We start from the raw sequence: 17203 nt of genomic DNA, 5'->3' as shown, positions 1-17203 counted from the left end.
AGCTAGTTAGGCGCTATTGCGGCGGGTCTCAAGAGTGCGTTCGATCAACTCATCGAAATCAGCGGCATCCCGGACCTTGCCGATTTCTTTTGCGGCAATTGTCAGGCCCCAGTTTTCTGCCATGGCCTGATACCGTGGCTGACGGTGGGCGAGGGCGCGGGCATAGGTCCAGCGGATGAAGGCGTCCGGATCGACATCGGCCTCGGAACAGCCGTGCTGATCCAGATATTCGTTCCAAACCTTTGTTAGGAAGTCCGCCTGATAGGACATCGGTTTCGGAGCTTGGTCAAAGCGTCGGATCAGTTCCGCCGTGTGATCCTCGTCCCCTTTGAGCCAGATCATCAGAGTATGTTGGGACAACTCTGACAATACCGGGTCTGCGGGGTCATTTGCATCCACCCATTCACAGATCGACCCGCCGGTATCGCAGATGAAATTTGGATAACTGTAAAGACGCCGCGCCCGGTCGATGAAGTATTCGGTGTCCAGAAGGGCGCTGATTTCAGCCTGGCGGAATTGTTCTTGCCTGCGGCGATACTCGGGCATGTCGAGGCCACCGAGCACCGGGTTGCCGGGTTTTCCTAGATAGGTCGCAACCGGCTTGAGATTTCGAAACGAGATATTCGAGCCGATATAGATGGAATCCGACAACAGAAGGTCCCGCAGAAACGGCACCTTCATTGCCTCTGCCTTGGCGTTGTCGATGATGTATTCGCCCATATAGCGCGTGCCGATCCGGTAATCGATCGAGTAGTGAAACCAGTCCCCGGAATCCCTTAGAATGTTCGAGACATGGGTCTTTCCAAGGCCCGACATCCCGAAAAACAGCACTTTCTTGCGTGCTGTACTGCGCCAGTCCTGAGCCGAGCCGTAAATCATGTCCCACTGTCCCTTTTTGCCCTAGCTAAATCGGGCAGGGGATCGCGTCAATCGCGCTGATGGGGCTGATGCGTCGGGTTGTTTGGAATGTGGTCTTGGATTTCGGGCAATGGTTTGGCCGTGGCGCTGCAAGACGCCCGCTTAACAAAAAAGGCCCCGCTGGATCAGCGGGACCCGAAGTGGTTAAACTATTCTCAGTCAAGTGCGTAAGTCACCTGGATTCCGACGCTCCAAGCGCTGTTGCCTTCAAAGGTTGCGCGGTTGTTTGGGCCAGTTCCGTTGGCCGTCGCGTCGCCGATATCTGTGTAGCGTAAACCGCCGGAGATTTTGGCTTTCTCGAAAGAATAGGTGCCACCCAAGCCGATACTCCAGAACCCGTCAGTTGGACCGAGGTTGGAAACGGAGTTGCCCTGTGACGATTCATAGCCGAGAGTTACCGCGCCGGAGAACTGTTCAGAGAACTGGTACCCCAGACCAAGGGAGTAGGTCCATGTGGCTTCTTCATAGTCAACCAGATTGATGCCGGTCAGCCCAACATAAACAGGCGGCGCATAGACCGATTGCGGCCAATCAACCCAACGGACAGAGCCGAACAGAAGCGTCTTAGGTGCGACACCTGTTTGAAAGTCGAGGTTGACAGACTGTGGCGTTACAACCTCGCTAGAGGAGTCGGCGCTAACTCGGTTAACCGGAGCCCCAAATGTGTCATTGGCTTCTGTTTGCGAAAGGTCATGCGTGATCTTTGAGTTGTATGTCAGGGCGACGCGTGCCGCTATTTCAGGACGCTCCCAAGAAACACCAACGACGTACCCAAAATCGATCTCGGCGTCGGTCTCAACGCGGTAACCACCTTGAGGCGGCGTCAGCGTGCCGCCAGCGATGGGTACAGATACGCTAGCTTTCAACCGCTGGGCTCTCATCCCACCAATGACGCTGAACCCATTGTCTAACTTGTATCGCAATAGTGCTGTAACCGCATCGGTATCAGCCTTTGCGCGTAAAACGTCGGAATCTGCTCCCGGTAATCCCAACAAACCCAATACGTTCTGAGATAGCGGATAGGCTGCTGAGTACTCGACGTCTGCGCCGAATGGCTCATCGTAAATTAAAGCAAAATCAAGTTTTTCCGTCAGGGAAGTCTTGTAGCCCAGATGCGGCGTGAAAAAACTATTCGTGACGTTCCCAGAGTCAATTGTCTGACCTTGTGTCGGACTAACTGGAATTTGATCTTCCATCGTCCCGCTCACATCAGGATCCGTGTATCCCAACCGGAACTGAACGACCGACCCTTCCTCAAAAATCAGGTTGATGCCTTGACCGCTGCGATCCAGACCACCTGCCTGCACAGTCGTTGCCCCTACGCAAAGCGCGCACGCTTGGAAAAGCGCCTTTTTCATGTGTTCCTCCCATACTGTCACTCTCGGACCAAATTATGCAGTGATTGAGTGCGTCACGCTGGTCCGGTTATTTGTGGTGACCGATACTCGCTCGCCCTCCATTTTAGCGTCAACTGGTGACCATGCGTTACTTAGGCGTTGTTACGTTACGAACTGTTGCCGAACTGTTACGATTCTCGGACCAGACGTTAAGAAAAATACCTGAGAAAATTACAAGCGCGCCCAGAAGCGTCCAATGGTCGATCGGTTCATGATACAGGATCATTCCAACGATTGCGATGGTGGGGAGGCGGGCAAAGTCAAATGGGATCACCACGGTGGCGGGCGCAATGGCCAGGGCGTTGGTAATGCAGAAATGCGCGAGCAGCCCTGCAAGCCCGACAAGGATCAGAAAAGGGGCCGTCTGCCAAGTCGGCAGGGCGATTTGCCCGTCGAAACCAGCCGCAATCGCCCCTAGCACGGCTTGCATTGTGGTCAGCCAGAACACAATGCATCCGATACTGGCGAACTGTGTGAGTTTTTTGGTGGTGATTGTTGTGAACGCAAAGAAAACCGCCGATGCAGCCGCGGTCATAATGCCGAGGCTCATCGGCGCTGTTCCGGGACGTGTCACGATCAGAATTCCGGCAAAGCCGATCAGAGCTGCAATCATCTTCAGCGGTGTGAGGCGTTCCTTCAAAAACAGAGGCGACAGCAGGATAACCCAGATGGGCTGGGTGAACTCCAGTGCAAAGACCTGAGCCAAGGGAATGACGCTGATGGCATAAAACCACAGGTTTTGACCGGTAAAATGCACTGTGTTCCGAATGGCATGCAGCCCCAATCGCCGGGTGGACACCTGATGCCACGTTCCTGTGATGCTCAGCACCGAAGCGACAACGATCACTCCGACGACGCTGCGGTACATCATGATCTCGAACGTATCGTGATACAGGCTCAATTCGCGGCCTGCGATGGCCATGGATGAAAAGGAGGCAATTGCACCGGTCATCCAAAGCGCGGCTTTCAGGATTGTTCGATGCGAGTCCGCCACTGGTATCCTACTTCGACTTCCTGCACCAACAAGTGATGCCGCGTGATAAACAAATCCGTTTGTTCCGCCGTTCAGACTGTGTGGTCTGCGGTGGTGTCTCTGAACAGGTAATCATGATTGCTCAGGCTGGCTTCGAATTCGTAACCCAACGGCGACAGGTATGAGTTCAACCGATCAAAGCTTCTGCATTCAACAAGCAAGTAGTCAAAGCGAAACCGGTCGTGATCAATGCCTTTTAGGACACTAAGTTCCGCACCTTCTACATCTAACGATAAGAGATTCATCCGATCGGGTGCATCCCCCTCGATCAAAATCGCATTCAAAGGTCTTGCAACCGCACCGAACGAAAAGATGACCTCTGTTTCCTTCATATGCGCCTTGGCGTTTTCGATATGTTGGTTTTTGTCCGGCAGATCGAGGTCCAAATCCTCCGAAATGCTCATTAGGTTTGCATATGTCATTTCCACCAGTTTGTTTGGAAAGTCGAATTCGACACAGGCGTTGCAGAACACATGATTTTTGTGACCCCTTCGCTTTACGCACTCCAGAAAGTTGTGTGGGGCTGGTTCGATCAGAATTCCACGCCAGTTCCGGCTTTGCTCGAAATACAGCGTGTTGGATTGAGTTATCCCGTCGTTTGCCCCCAACTCGACGTAAAAACCGTTGTCAAAATCGACGTAGGGCTCGAGCTTTTTGTCTAACTCGTTCAGACCGAAGTACTCCACTTGCGGGTTGAACTTTTGTCTGATTGCTTTGCGAATGGCTCTAATCATTTGGTGATCTGCTGTAAGTTGGTTCTTTGCGATCTATCATCTTAACACACCATTTGTTTCAATGGTTTTACAGACATTCGGACTGTGCTCATTCCCATTCAATCGTCCCGGGCGGTTTTGAGGTAATGTCATAGGTGCAGCGGTTGATGCCCTTGACCTCGTTGATGATCCGGGTGGCCGTTTCGCCCAGGAATTCGTGGCTGAACCGGTAGTAATCCGCAGTCATACCGTCGACCGAGGTTACGGCGCGCAGCGCGCAGGCGTAGTCGTAGGTCCGGCCATCCCCCATTACACCGACAGTACGGACCGGCAGAATGGCAACGAAGGCCTGCCAGATTTCGTCATACAGACCATGTTTGCGGATCTGATCGATGTAGACAGCGTCTGCCTCGCGGAGGATGTTCAGTTTCTCGCGGGTGATCTCACCGGGGCACCGGATGGCGAGACCAGGGCCTGGGAACGGATGGCGTCCGATGAAACTCTGGGGCAGGCCCAGTTCGCGTCCCAGCGCCCGGACCTCGTCCTTGAACAACTCGCGCAGAGGTTCGACGAGTTTCAGGCCCATTTTTTCCGGAAGTCCGCCGACATTGTGGTGTGACTTGATGGTGACCGAAGGCCCGCCCGAAAATGAAACAGATTCGATCACGTCAGGATAGAGCGTTCCCTGCGCCAGAAACTCGGCGCCCTCAATCGTATCGGCGTGTTTCTGGAACACATCAATGAACAGTTTGCCGATGATTTTGCGTTTGGTTTCCGGGTCACTTTGGCCTTCCAGCTCGCCAAGGAACAACTCGCTTTCATCTGCGTGAATAAGCTGAATATTGTAGTTGTCGCGGAACATGCCGACGACTTCCTCGGCTTCGTTCTTGCGCAGCAGGCCGTGGTCGACGAAGACACAGGTCAGCTGATCGCCGATGGCTTCATGGATCAGGATTGCCGCAACCGAGCTGTCGACGCCGCCGGACAGACCGCAGATGACTTTTTTGTCGCCCACCTGATCGCGGATTTTCCGGATCATCTCTTCGCGATAGGCGCCCATGGTCCAGTCGTCTTTGAAACCCGCCAGCTTCACGAAATTCTCGTACAGCTTTGCCCCCTTGGGGGTGTGATGCACTTCGGGGTGAAACTGCACCGCATAGAAATGGCGATCGGGGTCCGCGGTGATCGCAAACGGCGCGTTGGGAGACGTGCCGTAAACATGAAAACCCGGAGCGATTTCACTGACATGATCGCCGTGGCTCATCCAGACCTGCTCATCCCCGTCGTCAAACCACCCGTCAAGAATATCCAGCCGGTTGTTCGGGGTCACGAAGGCGCGCCCGAACTCTGCGGTGCCATGCCCGCTTTCCACTTTGCCGCCCAATTGGTGCATCATCACCTGTTGGCCGTAACAGATCCCAAGGATCGGCACGCCGTAGTCGAAAATCTCCTGCGGGGCACGGGGCGACCCGTCGCGGGTCACACTGTCCGGTCCGCCCGAGAAGATCACGGCGCGCGGGGACATGTCCCGCACGAAGTCCATCGTGGTCTTTTGATAGGGGTGGATTTCGCAGTAGACGTTCAGTTCGCGCAGGCGTCGGGCGATCAGCTGTGTCACCTGGCTGCCGAAGTCGATGATCAGAAGGCGGTCATGGGATGTCTGGCTCATAACCGGCTCATAGGTTGCACGCCTTGTAACTGCAAGCGCTATGACATCATTTGAGGAAAAAGCGCTACATTGCCTGACCTGGAGAGTATCACGATGGCACACATTCATTTCCGGCCCGCGCGTGTCGAGGATGCCGAAGCGATCAAACTCTGCATTGAACACGCGTATCGTGATGCGCGTCGGGAAATCCAGGACTTGCCCGATGTGACTGAAGGGCTCGCTGACACCATTGAAACGCATCAGGTCGTTCTGGCCGAGCAGGACCCGGACCTGCTGGGCGTCATCATGTTTGATCAGGTGGGTGACAAGATGATGATCTTCAATCTTGCGGTTTCTCCGGAAGCCCAAGGGCAGGGGCTGGCGCGCCGCCTGATGCAATTTGCCGAAGACAGAGCGCGCGAATTGGGATGCGCCAAGCTCAGGCTGCGTACACATCAAAAGATGACTGGCACGATCGCAATCTATCTGCATATGGGATGGGTCCAGGTTGACCGAGGCGGAAACCGGATCGCGATGGAAAAACCTGTGTGCCTTAAAAACAGGTAAAGCCGAGGGTTTCACGTCAATGTCGCTTTTCCCCCTAGAGCGCCGCAATCCAGATGCGCTAGGGTGATCCAATCCGATAACACAACGCTCAACCAAACCAAACAGACGGGATTTTCTCATGGCAGAGGCAAACACCCGGCGCAGGGCGAGAGGTGGCGGTGGCGCCGCCCGCCGGGCCGAGCGCACCGCAGTTCGTATCGAAACGGCGAAGTATATCGAACGCAACATTCCGAATTTCGAGATCCTCAACGAAGAAGCGCTGGAAATCATTGAGACCAACGCGGAAACGGTTCTCGAAGAAATCGGTGTCAACTTTGTCGATAACCCTGCCGCTCTGGACCGCTGGCGCGATGCGGGTGCGGACATTGATGGCGAGCGCGTGCGCATTCCGCGCGGTCTGGCGCGCGAGCTGATCAAGACGGCCCCCAGCCAATTCACCCAGCATGCCCGAAATCCCGAAAAATCCGTGGAGATCGGCGGGCGCAACCTGGTTCTCGCACCGGTCTATGGCCCTCCGTTTGTTCGGGATTCTCAAGGTGGTCGCCGATACGCGACCATGGATGATTTCAACAAGTTTGTGAAACTGGCCTACATGTCGAAATGGTTACACCACTCGGGGGAACCGTCTGCGAGCCAACCGATGTGCCGGTCAACAAGCGTCATCTGGACATGTTGAAAGCGCATATGACGCTGTCAGACAAACCCTTCATGGGGTCCGTGACAGATCCCAGCCGGGCACAGGATTCGGTTGAAATGTGCGAGATCCTGTTCGGGAAGGATTTTGTTCAGAACAACACCGTGATGACTTCGCTGACCAATATCAACTCGCCGATGACCTTTGACGACGTGATGATGGGGTCACTGGAGGTTTATGCGCGCAACAACCAGGCCTGCATCATTTCGCCCTTCATCGTCGGCGGCGCGATGGCCCCGGTGTCGGTTGCCGGAACGTTGACGCAGGTTCTGGCAGAAGTTCTGGCGGGTATCTCCTATAGCCAGATCATCCGGCCGGGTGCTCCGGTCATCTTTGGCGCCTTTGTCACGTCGATCGACATGAATTCGGGTGCACCGACGTTTGGCACGCCCGAAGCGGCCCATATCACCTACGGCGCCGGTCAATTGGCCCGACGTCTGAACCTGCCATATCGGTCTGCCGGGTCTTTCTGCGGGTCCAAGCTGCCGGATGCACAGGCGGCATATGAAACGGCAAACTCGCTGAATATGGGTCTGATGGCGGGTGTGAACTTTATGTTGCACGCGTGCGGCTGGCTCGAAGGCGGTCTTGTGGCGGATTTCGAAAAGTTCGTGATGGACGCGGATCAGCTTGGCGTCCTGCACGGGTTGGCGAAAGGCGTGGCCTATGACGACAACGCCCAAGCCATGGATGCAATCCGCGAAGTTGGTCCGGGGGGGCATTACCTCGGCTGCGCCCATACACAGGCGAACTTCAAGGAAGCGTTCTGGAAAACCGATCTGCTGGATTACAAGCCGTTTGAAACCTGGCAGGAAGAGGGGGCACGTGACACGCGGGCGCTGGCGGCCGCGCGGGTCGAACATCTGCTGACCAACTATCAGCAGCCGCAGATGGACCCGGACACGGCGGCGAAACTCGAGGCGTACATCACCGAAAAGAAAGCATCGATGCCTGACGCGTTCACCTGATCAGTTCAGGCATGAGGCGCGGCCGGCCTGATAGAGCTGCGCCTCACCTAGCACCGCAATGAGCAGATCCAGATGCCGCACAAGCGAATAGGCGGCATCCTCTCCTTTTCGCTGCTCATTCATCTCCCGCTCCATGTCCATCAGCCGCATAAGCGCCGCACCGGTTCCCGGCAGCGATCCATAACCCAGGATACGCTGTAGATGCCTGTCCCGATTGTAATCCTGTGCCCCAAGTTTTGCGGCGCGCGCCAGCAAGCGGGGGCGGCGGAGGGTTGTGATCATGCTCGTCAGGTCCTGCATGTGACGTGTCCTTCGTTCAGATTTCGACCCTCCATTTGTCACACAACCTAGGCGCGTGTTGCCTTGACGCGGCTCCCTCCGAACGATGGCTTCACGACTGTTTATCTTTTTGAATCAAATCTGGTTCATGCCCATCGGGGTTAACGAACGAGTAACAAAAGCGACTCTAGTTAGATTTGGTTAACTAAAATCCCGGGGGCGAAAAGTGGCGGTCTGTTTTGTCGACGAGGGCAAATAACTATGAACAACAACATGGCATTCACCATTCCGACTTGGGTTCCAGAAGGGGCGCAAAGATACCTTGCGCATACCGAAACCGGTCGATCCATCCGCGATATCGCGCGGTCGGCAGGGTGCCATGCCTCGACCATTCTCAGACAAATTCGGCGTATCGAAATGCGCCGCGACGATCCGTTGGTGGATGCGGCCTTGCAGTCTTTGGCAGAGGCACATTTTTCCATGGCGGATGATCCGCAAAGCCCAGCCACGCAGCCCGAGGGCAAGGACGAGGACGGCGCATTTGAACGCGAGGCGCTGCGCGTTCTGCGCCGCCTTTGTGAAACCGGCTCGGTTCTGGCGGTTGCCGAGGACATGGACAAAGCCGTTGTTGTACGGAACACGGGGCAGGCGGGGGCGACCAGAACCGCAGTGGTGGATTGCAAGGTGGCTCAGGCGCTGGCCCTGAAAGACTGGATTTCCTGTGACACCCCGGGACGTATCTCCAGGTACCGCATCTCGGCATCGGGCCGGACCGCGCTGAGCCATTTGGTGGCCGAGGCCGAAAACAAGGCCCGCACACGCAGCGAATTCGGCATTGCAGAGGCGCAGACCCCGTTTCAGCCGCAAGCGGCGGATGCGGCGGATGCGGCAGACAGGCCGCCCCGGCGCATGCGCTACAGTGTGGCCGAAAGCCCCTTGGCTGCCTTGGCCCGCAGGCGGGACCGCGATGGAAAACCGTTTCTGGATGAGTCTCTGGTCAGCGTCGGAGAACGCCTGCGCGAGGATTTTGAGCTAGCGCAGATCGGCCCGCAGGTCGCACAGAACTGGGATCGGTTCCTGACGGCGGGCGGGCGGGGTCCTTTCGACAGCGAAACCCATGGCGGTCGGGGGTCATCAGATGCACGCGACCGCCTGGCGCGGGCCTTGTCGGACCTGGGTCCTGGATTGAGCGATGTCGCCCTGCGGTGCTGCTGCTATCTTGAGGGGCTGGAACTGGCCGAGAAACGTATGGGATGGTCTGCACGCTCGGGCAAGATTGTATTGCGGATCGCCTTGCAACGGCTCAAACGCCATTACAGCGGTCAGGCCGAGCGGGACCAGATGATCGGCTAAGGTGTATTTGGTTCTCTTGCAGTTTTATGGGTAAGTGATAATCAAAGGTTATGAATTTTACCCTCAGACAATTGCACTATTTCCGGGCCGTTGCCGATCTGCGCAACTTTGGCCGGGCGGCGCAGGCTTGTAATGTTTCGCAACCGGCTTTGTCGGTGCAGATCAAAGCGCTTGAGGAAACGCTCGGCGGTACGTTGTTCGAGCGGCAGGCGCGGGACATTCTGTTGACGCCGCTGGGGCGCGATGTACTGGATCACGCGCAACAGGTTCTGGGCGCGGCAAACCGGCTGGATCAATTCGCGCGTGATCATTCCAGGGGGCACCGGTCGCTGTCTATCGGGATCATCCCAACGGTCGCGCCATATTTGCTGCCCGGCGTTCTGGCCCGGCTACGATCCGGGGACGTGTCGCTGAGGGTACAGATCCGCGAAGCCAGGACCGACCGTTTGCTGTCCCTGCTGCGCGGGGGCGAGATAGATGCCGCCGTGCTGGCCTTGCCCGCGGGCGGGCCCGAGTTTCACGAGGTTCCGCTGTTTGAGGATCAGTTCCTGCTGGCCGGCAGTGCTGCAGGGTTGAAACGCCTGACCGGCGATCCAGAATCCCTGCGCCCGCTGGATCTGCAATCGGCCCAGTTGATGCTGTTGGAGGATGGGCATTGCCTTACCGATCAGGCCTTGGACGTGTGCGGTCAGGATCGTGCAAGCGGGCAAATCAACATGGGAGCATCGTCGCTGGCGACCCTGTCGCGGCTTGTGGCCGAGGGGTTTGGGTTGACGCTGATGCCGGAACTGGCGGCCCGGTCCGAAACCAAGGCCGTTCCGGGGTTGCATCTGTTGCGCTTTGGCACGCCACAACCGGCCAGAACCGTTGGCCTGGTCCGGCGGGCGTCGACAAGCGCTGAGGACTGGATGGACCGCCTTGCGCAGGTGATCCGGGATGTTGGTGAGGGGATTGTCACCGCCACGCGTACGTGAAAAAGGCCCGCCAATGGCGGGCCAGAGTCTGGCTTGATTTACACTGCTTACGCAGGAGTGGGCTCAGCCGTCCTTTCCAGATGTGTCATCAGACTTTCAGGCGACGATGCGCCATACGGGTCTTCGGGGCAGTTATCCATCAGACCGGGCTCTTCAAACCACGCTTCGACAACGCCATCGTTAATGATGGCCGCATACCGCCAGGAGCGCATGCCAAAGCCCAGATTGTGCTTGTCGACCAGCATGCCCATTTTGCGCGTGAACTCACCTGAACCGTCGGGAATGACCTTGATCTTTTCCAAACCCTGATCCTGCGCCCATTTGTTCATCACAAAGCTGTCGTTGACGGACATGCAATAGATGTCGTCGATGCCCTTGGCAGTAAACGCCGCGTGGCCGTTTTCGAACCCTGGCAGTTGGTAGGTCGAGCATGTGGGAGTGAAGGCGCCCGGTAAGGAAAACAGGATTACCCGTTTGCCGGCAAAGTAATCGGCGGTTGTTTTGTCTTCCCAGCGGAACGGGTTCGGTCCGCCGACCGCCTCGTCCCGAACGCGGGTGTGAAAGGTCACGTCGGGCAGTTTTGTGCCGGATTTCATGTTCGATCTCCTGTGATTCACATATGTTTGGTCCAAGGCTTACGGCAGTTCACATCCGCCTTCAATCAAAGATATGCTGCAGATGCAAAAAACGCGGCATGTGCTTTACATATTAAAAATATTGAAAAAATTTGTTTCCCAAGATGCGTGCGCTGCACTTGCAAAGTAGGCTTGCATAGCGGCTATGCGCCGCTGGTCTAATCTTACTTACTGGTTTATGTTATAGGTACACAAAGTTGACCCAAAGTCAGGAAAGCCAACCGTGCGAGATCTCAAGATCCCCGAACAACGCCATCCAGAAAAGGCGCATCGCAAGGACAATGCGCAACCGAAAAAGCCGAACTGGATTCGGGTTAAGGCGCCTGGTGGCCAAGGCTATGCCGAAACCCGCCGGATTATGCGTGACAACAATCTGGTCACTGTGTGCGAAGAGGCCGGCTGCCCGAACGTGGGCGAGTGCTGGAGCCAGGGTCATGCCACAATGATGATCATGGGCGAGATTTGCACGCGCGGATGCACGTTCTGCAATATCGCAACCGGACGCCCCGATGCATTGGATGTTTTTGAGCCCGGCCGGGTGGCCCATGCCGTCGACAAGCTGGGATTGAACCATGTCGTGATCACCTCGGTTGATCGCGACGATCTGAAGGATGGCGGCGCGGAGCATTTCGCGCAGACTATTCGCGCTGTGCGTCATCGGTCCCCCAAGACCACCATTGAAATTCTGACGCCGGATTTCCTGAAATGTGACGCGGACGTGCTGGAAATCGTGGTCGAGGCGAAACCGGATGTCTTCAACCACAACCTCGAAACTGTTCCGGGTCTGTATCCGGAGGTACGCCCCGGTGCACGCTACTTCCATTCCCTGCGTCTGCTGCAGCGGGTCAAGGAACTGGACCCATCGATCTTTACCAAGTCCGGCATCATGGTGGGCCTTGGCGAGGATGAACAGCAGGTGCGGCAGGTGATGGATGACATGCGCGCCGCTGACATCGATTTCCTGACCATCGGTCAATACCTGCAACCAACACCCAAGCATCACGGTGTTGACCGCTTTGTAACCCCCGAAGAGTTCGAATCGTATGAAAAGGCAGCCTATGGCAAAGGATTCCTGATGGTGTCCGCCACGCCATTGACTCGCTCGTCCTACCATGCCGGTGATGATTTCGCGCAGCTGCGCGAGGCCCGGCAGGCCAAACTGGGCCACGCGTGACGCCAGATACTGTCGCGCGTCTGCGGTCTCTGCGGCACGTTTTGCACCAATTCCCCGAATTGTCTGGAGACGAGGGGCAAACGGCGGCGCGTATCGCAGGTCTGTTGCGCGATACCGGTGCTGATACCGTGCTGACCGGGATTGGGGGGCACGGGGTGGCCGCGGTCTTTGACAGCGGGCACACGGGTCCGACCGTCGGCATTCGGTGTGAGCTGGACGGGTTGCCGATTCAAGAGGTCTCGGACCTTCCGTATACCTCTTCGGCAGCGGGGAAAGCGCATCTCTGCGGTCATGACGGTCACATGGTGATGGTTTTGGGCGTTGCCGAGGCGTTAGGCCAAATCCGACCCCAAAAGGGCCGCGCGGTTCTGATTTTCCAGCCTGCCGAAGAAACCGGACAAGGGGCTAAGGCGTTTCGCGCCGACCCGCAGTTTTCGCAGATCGCCCCGGATTATCTATTTTCCTTGCACAACTTACCCGGTTTGGAATTGGGCGCGGTCGAGCTGTGTCGCGGCCCGGCAAACTGCGCGTCGCGTGGAATGCGGATTGGTCTGACGGGAAAAACATCTCACGCCGCTGCGCCGCAAGACGGGGTGTCACCGGGGCGCGCATTGTCTCGGCTTATGACCGAGATGGGTGCCTTGGGGCAGGGAGGGTCTCTGGATCAAGACTATGCCCTGACCACTGTGACCCACGTGAGGCTGGGGGAAAGGACCTTTGGGGTCGCGCCCGGTCTGGGTGAGCTCTGGGTCACCCTGCGCACGGTGTCCGATGACCGAATGACCCGCCTGGTTGCGGACGCTGAGGCTTTGGTGGCCAGGGTCGCCGGATCCGAGGGTTTGGCGTACAGGATTGACTATGAGGACGAATTTGAAGCCTGCACAAACCATCCGGATGCCGTCGAGGTTGTCGCCGACGCCTGTGCGGCAGAGGGCGTGCGCTGCGCTCTGACCCCGGACCCGCAACGGTTTTCCGAAGATTTCGGGCAGTTTGCAAAAGGCGCCAAGACGGCGATGTTCTGGCTGGGATCAGGGCGCGATCATCCGCAGCTTCACAACCCGGACTATGATTTCCCCGACGACCTCATCCCTATTGGAAGTGGTGTGTTTCTGGCGTGCATTCGACGCCTTCTGGGCTGACTCACCTCATCGAGGCGCACGGGTCCATTCACCAGTGGCCCAGCCTGGCCACCATCCCATGACCTCGACGCCCGCAATCAGCAAGCACACGAGAATGACCCCAAACACCAGAATGACCCGCCGTTGCGATGGCGGGTTCCGGGCCCATTGGGACATGCGCAGGAAGTGGCGCGGGTTCATCTAGTCCTCGGTAAATCTGACCTTACCGATAAAGGGCAGGTTGCGATTGCGCTGCGCATAGTCGATGCCGTAACCCACGACAAATTCATCCGGGATTTCAAATCCGATCCAGTCGGACCGGAAATCAACCTCGCGACGGCTGGGCTTGTCCAGCAGGGCGATGGATTTCAGTCGCGCGGGCTTGCGGCTGCGCAGCAGCTTGGTGACATGGTTCAGCGTATGGCCGGTGTCGACGATATCTTCGACAACCAGCACGTCACGCCCTTCAATGGCGCCGCGCAAGTCTTTGAGAATACGGACTTCCCGGCTGCTTTCCATTGAGTCTCCGTAAGAGGATGCCTCAAGGAAATCCACTTCAATCGGCAAGTCCAACTCGCGCACCAGATCGGCGATAAAGACAAAGCTGCCGCGTAACAGACCGACGACAACCAGTTTGTCGGTACCGCCGAACTCTTCGGTTATTTTCCGACACAGCTCTTCGATGCGGGCGGCGATGGCCTTGGCCGAGATCATTTCATCTATCACATATGCGCGGTCACTCATCGCTGCCCCCTTGATCTTTGGCGCGCAACATACGACATGACGCGCCATTGTCATCTGAAAATACCGGACGCTATGCCCATCCACTCGGAAACACGCCACCTGCCTTACACCGCCCAGCAGATGTACGATCTTGTTGCGGATGTGGCCAAATACCCCGAGTTTCTGCCCTGGTGCGCGGCGGCCCGCATTCGCCGCACCTATGAGATGGACGCAGCCAAGGTGATGGAGGCAGATCTCGTCATTTCGTTCAAAGTGTTCCGCGAACGGTTTGGCAGCCGTGTGACCCTGTTTCCGGATCAAAAGAAGATCGACACTGAATATCTGGACGGGCCCTTCAAATACATGAGATCCGACTGGCACTTCGAAGACGCGCCGGACGGGGGCTGCAACATCGCTTTCCATGTCGATTTCGAGTTCAAGAATGCCATTCTGCAGGGGATTATCGGTGTTGTGTTCAACGAGGCGATGCAGCGGATCGTGCGTGCGTTCGAGGCCCGGGCCGCTGATCTCTATAACTGAACCTTTACCATCACTTGACGCACGTTAGACTGCGCCCATGACTGATTTGACAACATCTCTGGCCGCTTTTGCCTCTGGCCCGGTGACCACCTCGGCGCAGACGCGGATCGTCACCTCCCTTTCTGTCTTGGATTGGATCGCCGTGGGTCGCGCTGGTGCGTCCGAACCGGTCTCAAATGCGGTGCGCGATATGGTTCTGGCCGAAGGCGGGGCAGAGCAGGCGCATCTGTTTGGCGAAGGGGCCGCGCCGTTGCGCTCGGCCGCGCTGGTGAACGGAACAGTGTCGCACGCTCTGGATTATGACGACACGCATTTTGCGCATATCGGGCATCCTTCGGTTGCCGTTTTGCCAGCGACGCTGGCCGTTACGGAATGGGATGACCGCATTCTGGTCGATTTTCTCGAAGCCGCGCTTGTCGGGATGGAGGTTTCGATCCGCACGGGTCTGTGGCTGGGCCGTGCCCATTATCAGGCCGGGTTTCACCAAACGGCGACGGCAGGCGCGTTCGGTGCTGCGGTAGCGGTGGGCCGGGTCTTTGGCTTTGACGCCGAGCAGATGCGCGGGGTTCTGGGATTGGTGGCGACGCGGGCTGCTGGTCTCAAGGTGCAGTTTGGCACCATGGGTAAACCCTATAATGCAGGGCTCGCGTCTTCGACCGGAGTCGAGGCGGCCTTGTTGGTTCAGCGGGGGTTTGAACCAAACCCCGATGCATTGGAGGGCCAGTTTGGTTTTGGGGCCACCCATCAGGGCGCTGCGGATGTGGCAACCGCACTGGACGGGCTTGGAGAGCAGTGGTTGTTCGACTCGGTCAGTCACAAGTTCCACGCCTGTTGCCACGGCCTTCACACGGCACTCGAAGCGGCGCGGGAGTTGGACATTGCTGAGCCCGAAGTGGCTGAAATCAAGGTCAAAACCCACCCGCGCTGGATGAGCGTTTGCAATCAGATCGCGCCGACATCGGGGTTGGGGGCAAAGTTTTCCTACCGGACGGTCATAGCCATGCAGGCCCTTGGATACGACACGGCTCTGCCGGACAGCTATTCCGAAAAAACCTGCGCGGACCCGCGCCTTGGTTCGCTGCGGGATCGGATCACCGTCGAGGCAGATGGGACATTGTCGGAAACGCAGGCTCATCTTGCGCTGCTGCGACGGGATGGGGTGAGACGCGAAGCCACGCACGATCTGATGGCGCCCCTGTCTCTCTCCGACCGCGAAGACCGGGTGCGCGACAAAGCCGCCAAGCTGATCGGGCGGGATGAGGCGGACGCGATCTGGTCGATGCTGCGCACCGGTGGGCGCGCCCGCGATTTGGCACAGAGGCTGGCGGTTTAAACGACGCGCCAGTGCAGGGGGAAACCTGGGTCAAACACCGTCACGGGGCCGTCGCCTGTGTCAATCTTGCCCGGATAGGTGACCGGGTCGCCCTTGGTCAGCGTCAGTGTGTCTTCGTTCACCGGCAGGCGATAAAACGCGGGGCCATGCAGCGATACAAACCCTTCCAGCTTGTCCATCGCGCCCATGCGGTCAAACATTTCGGCAACCAGCGACATGGTATTCGTCGCGGTGAAACACCCGGCACATCCGCAGGCCATTTCCTTGTTGTCATCCGTATGCGGCGCGCTGTCGGTACCCAGGAAGAAACGCGGATCACCTGACGTGGCAGCGGTCAGCAGTTCAAGGCGGTGTTCTTCGCGCTTAGCGACGGGCAGACAGTAGTAATGCGGTTTGATGCCGCCAACCAGGATGTGGTTGCGATTGATGATCAGATGGTGCGCTGTGATGGTGGCACCCAGATCAGTATCGTTGGCTCTGACGTAATCCACGCCGTCCCTGGTGGTGATATGTTCCATCACCACGCGCAGCCCCGGCGTCGATTTGCGGATCGGGTCGAGAACCCGGTCGATAAACACGGCCTCACGGTCAAAAATATCGACCTCGGCATCGGTGACCTCACCGTGAACACAGAGCGGCAGGCCGATCTCGGCCATTTTCTCAAGAACACCCTGCACCTTGTCAAAGTCGCGCACACCCGAGGCCGAATTGGTAGTCGCACCTGCCGGATACAGCTTGACGGCCTTCACCACACCGTTGGCATGCGCGGCCGCTACATCCTCAGGGTCCGTATCCTCAGTCAGGTACAGGGTCATCAGCGGTTCAAAGGTCATGCCCTCCGGCAGCGCAGCCATGATGCGGTCGCGGTAGGCAGCGGCCTGAGCACCCGCGACCACTGGCGGAACCAGATTGGGCATAATGATCGCACGCGCAAAATGACGGGCAGTTTCAGGCAGGACGGCCTGCAACATGGCGCCGTCGCGCAGGTGCAGATGCCAGTCGTCGGGGCGGCGGATCGTGATGCTGTTGGTCATGCGCCTCGGCTAGCACACAGGTCGGCGGTGGAAAAGCCCTTGTCGTGTCGCAGGTTCGGCGTAAATCCCGAAAGATCACGGGCTTGACGCAGCCTGCGGCCC

At 57.6% G+C, this 17203-nt stretch carries 17 protein-coding genes and 1 pseudogene; 8 read left to right on the top strand and 10 right to left on the bottom strand.

What is annotated here, in order from left to right; genetic code table 11:
• Positions 1-6 precede the first annotated feature (6 nt).
• From ACR3ES_RS14725 to guaA, 5 genes are all read right to left on the bottom strand, one after another.
• Complete coding sequence (locus tag ACR3ES_RS14725) at positions 7-879, bottom strand: ATPase (protein WP_170430165.1); 873 nt, start codon at positions 877-879, stop codon at positions 7-9.
• 194 nt (positions 880-1073) lie between these two features.
• Positions 1074-2276, bottom strand: coding sequence for an outer membrane protein transport protein (locus ACR3ES_RS14720; protein ID WP_170430167.1), 1203 nt, complete (start codon positions 2274-2276; stop codon positions 1074-1076).
• Between the two features lie 127 nt (positions 2277-2403).
• A complete protein-coding gene (locus ACR3ES_RS14715; RefSeq protein ID WP_480423790.1) occupies positions 2404-3309 on the bottom strand; it encodes a DMT family transporter in 906 nt (301 codons plus the stop codon).
• 71 nt (positions 3310-3380) lie between these two features.
• Positions 3381-4082, bottom strand: coding sequence for an FkbM family methyltransferase (locus ACR3ES_RS14710; protein ID WP_170430169.1), 702 nt, complete (start codon positions 4080-4082; stop codon positions 3381-3383).
• A gap of 88 nt (positions 4083-4170) precedes the next feature.
• Positions 4171-5730, bottom strand: coding sequence for a glutamine-hydrolyzing GMP synthase (gene guaA, locus ACR3ES_RS14705; RefSeq protein WP_480423789.1), 1560 nt, complete (start codon positions 5728-5730; stop codon positions 4171-4173).
• Positions 5731-5823: 93 nt separating this feature from the next.
• Here guaA and ACR3ES_RS14700 point away from each other — a divergent pair, with 93 nt between their 5' ends.
• Together ACR3ES_RS14700 and ACR3ES_RS14695 are read left to right on the top strand one after the other, a co-directional pair.
• On the top strand, positions 5824-6276 hold the full coding sequence (locus ACR3ES_RS14700) for a GNAT family N-acetyltransferase (protein WP_170430173.1): 453 nt from the start codon (positions 5824-5826) through the stop codon (positions 6274-6276).
• A gap of 118 nt (positions 6277-6394) precedes the next feature.
• Positions 6395-7938 (top strand): annotated as a pseudogene (locus tag ACR3ES_RS14695) (trimethylamine methyltransferase family protein).
• On the opposite strand, the gene ACR3ES_RS14690 reads toward ACR3ES_RS14695, so the two are convergent.
• Complete coding sequence (locus ACR3ES_RS14690; protein WP_170430178.1) at positions 7939-8238, bottom strand: DUF6477 family protein; 300 nt, start codon at positions 8236-8238, stop codon at positions 7939-7941.
• 240 nt (positions 8239-8478) lie between these two features.
• Between ACR3ES_RS14690 and ACR3ES_RS14685 the strand changes: the two genes are divergently transcribed.
• Together ACR3ES_RS14685 and ACR3ES_RS14680 are read left to right on the top strand one after the other, a co-directional pair.
• The gene (locus ACR3ES_RS14685) at positions 8479-9570 is read left to right on the top strand and encodes a DUF6456 domain-containing protein (RefSeq protein ID WP_170430179.1); all 1092 of its coding nucleotides are present in this window, start codon (positions 8479-8481) and stop codon (positions 9568-9570) included.
• Between the two features lie 50 nt (positions 9571-9620).
• On the top strand, positions 9621-10544 hold the full coding sequence (locus tag ACR3ES_RS14680; RefSeq protein ID WP_170430181.1) for a LysR substrate-binding domain-containing protein: 924 nt from the start codon (positions 9621-9623) through the stop codon (positions 10542-10544).
• A gap of 47 nt (positions 10545-10591) precedes the next feature.
• Here ACR3ES_RS14680 and ACR3ES_RS14675 read toward each other — a convergent pair whose 3' ends face one another.
• Positions 10592-11140 carry a peroxiredoxin gene (locus ACR3ES_RS14675; protein WP_170430183.1) on the bottom strand — a complete coding sequence of 183 codons (549 nt, stop codon included), beginning with the start codon at positions 11138-11140 and terminating at the stop codon, positions 10592-10594.
• Between the two features lie 262 nt (positions 11141-11402).
• Here ACR3ES_RS14675 and lipA point away from each other — a divergent pair, with 262 nt between their 5' ends.
• Both lipA and ACR3ES_RS14665 read left to right on the top strand, forming a co-directional pair.
• Positions 11403-12353 carry a lipoyl synthase gene (gene lipA / locus ACR3ES_RS14670; RefSeq protein ID WP_170430185.1) on the top strand — a complete coding sequence of 317 codons (951 nt, stop codon included), beginning with the start codon at positions 11403-11405 and terminating at the stop codon, positions 12351-12353.
• On the top strand, positions 12350-13492 hold the full coding sequence (locus tag ACR3ES_RS14665) for an amidohydrolase (RefSeq protein WP_170430187.1): 1143 nt from the start codon (positions 12350-12352) through the stop codon (positions 13490-13492). The genes lipA and ACR3ES_RS14665 overlap by 4 nt, the downstream gene beginning before the upstream one ends.
• A gap of 6 nt (positions 13493-13498) precedes the next feature.
• Here ACR3ES_RS14665 and ACR3ES_RS14660 read toward each other — a convergent pair whose 3' ends face one another.
• Complete coding sequence (locus ACR3ES_RS14660; RefSeq protein WP_170430188.1) at positions 13499-13672, bottom strand: hypothetical protein; 174 nt, start codon at positions 13670-13672, stop codon at positions 13499-13501.
• Positions 13673-14215 carry a hypoxanthine phosphoribosyltransferase gene (hpt, locus tag ACR3ES_RS14655; protein ID WP_170430190.1) on the bottom strand — a complete coding sequence of 181 codons (543 nt, stop codon included), beginning with the start codon at positions 14213-14215 and terminating at the stop codon, positions 13673-13675.
• A 72-nt stretch (positions 14216-14287) separates the two neighbouring features.
• Here hpt and ACR3ES_RS14650 point away from each other — a divergent pair, with 72 nt between their 5' ends.
• Together ACR3ES_RS14650 and ACR3ES_RS14645 are read left to right on the top strand one after the other, a co-directional pair.
• Positions 14288-14734: a type II toxin-antitoxin system RatA family toxin gene (locus tag ACR3ES_RS14650; protein WP_170430625.1), complete on the top strand. Its 447-nt coding sequence runs from the start codon at positions 14288-14290 to the stop codon at positions 14732-14734.
• 37 nt (positions 14735-14771) lie between these two features.
• The gene (locus ACR3ES_RS14645) at positions 14772-16067 is read left to right on the top strand and encodes an MmgE/PrpD family protein (protein ID WP_170430192.1); all 1296 of its coding nucleotides are present in this window, start codon (positions 14772-14774) and stop codon (positions 16065-16067) included.
• Here ACR3ES_RS14645 and pyrC read toward each other — a convergent pair.
• The gene (pyrC, locus tag ACR3ES_RS14640; RefSeq protein WP_170430194.1) at positions 16064-17101 is read right to left on the bottom strand and encodes a dihydroorotase; all 1038 of its coding nucleotides are present in this window, start codon (positions 17099-17101) and stop codon (positions 16064-16066) included. The two genes, ACR3ES_RS14645 and pyrC, sit on opposite strands and share 4 nt — an antisense overlap.
• Positions 17102-17203 lie beyond the last annotated feature (102 nt).

It is taken from the genome of Ruegeria sp. B1 (genome assembly GCF_056535885.1).
This window is presented reverse-complemented; position numbering and strand designations above follow the sequence as displayed.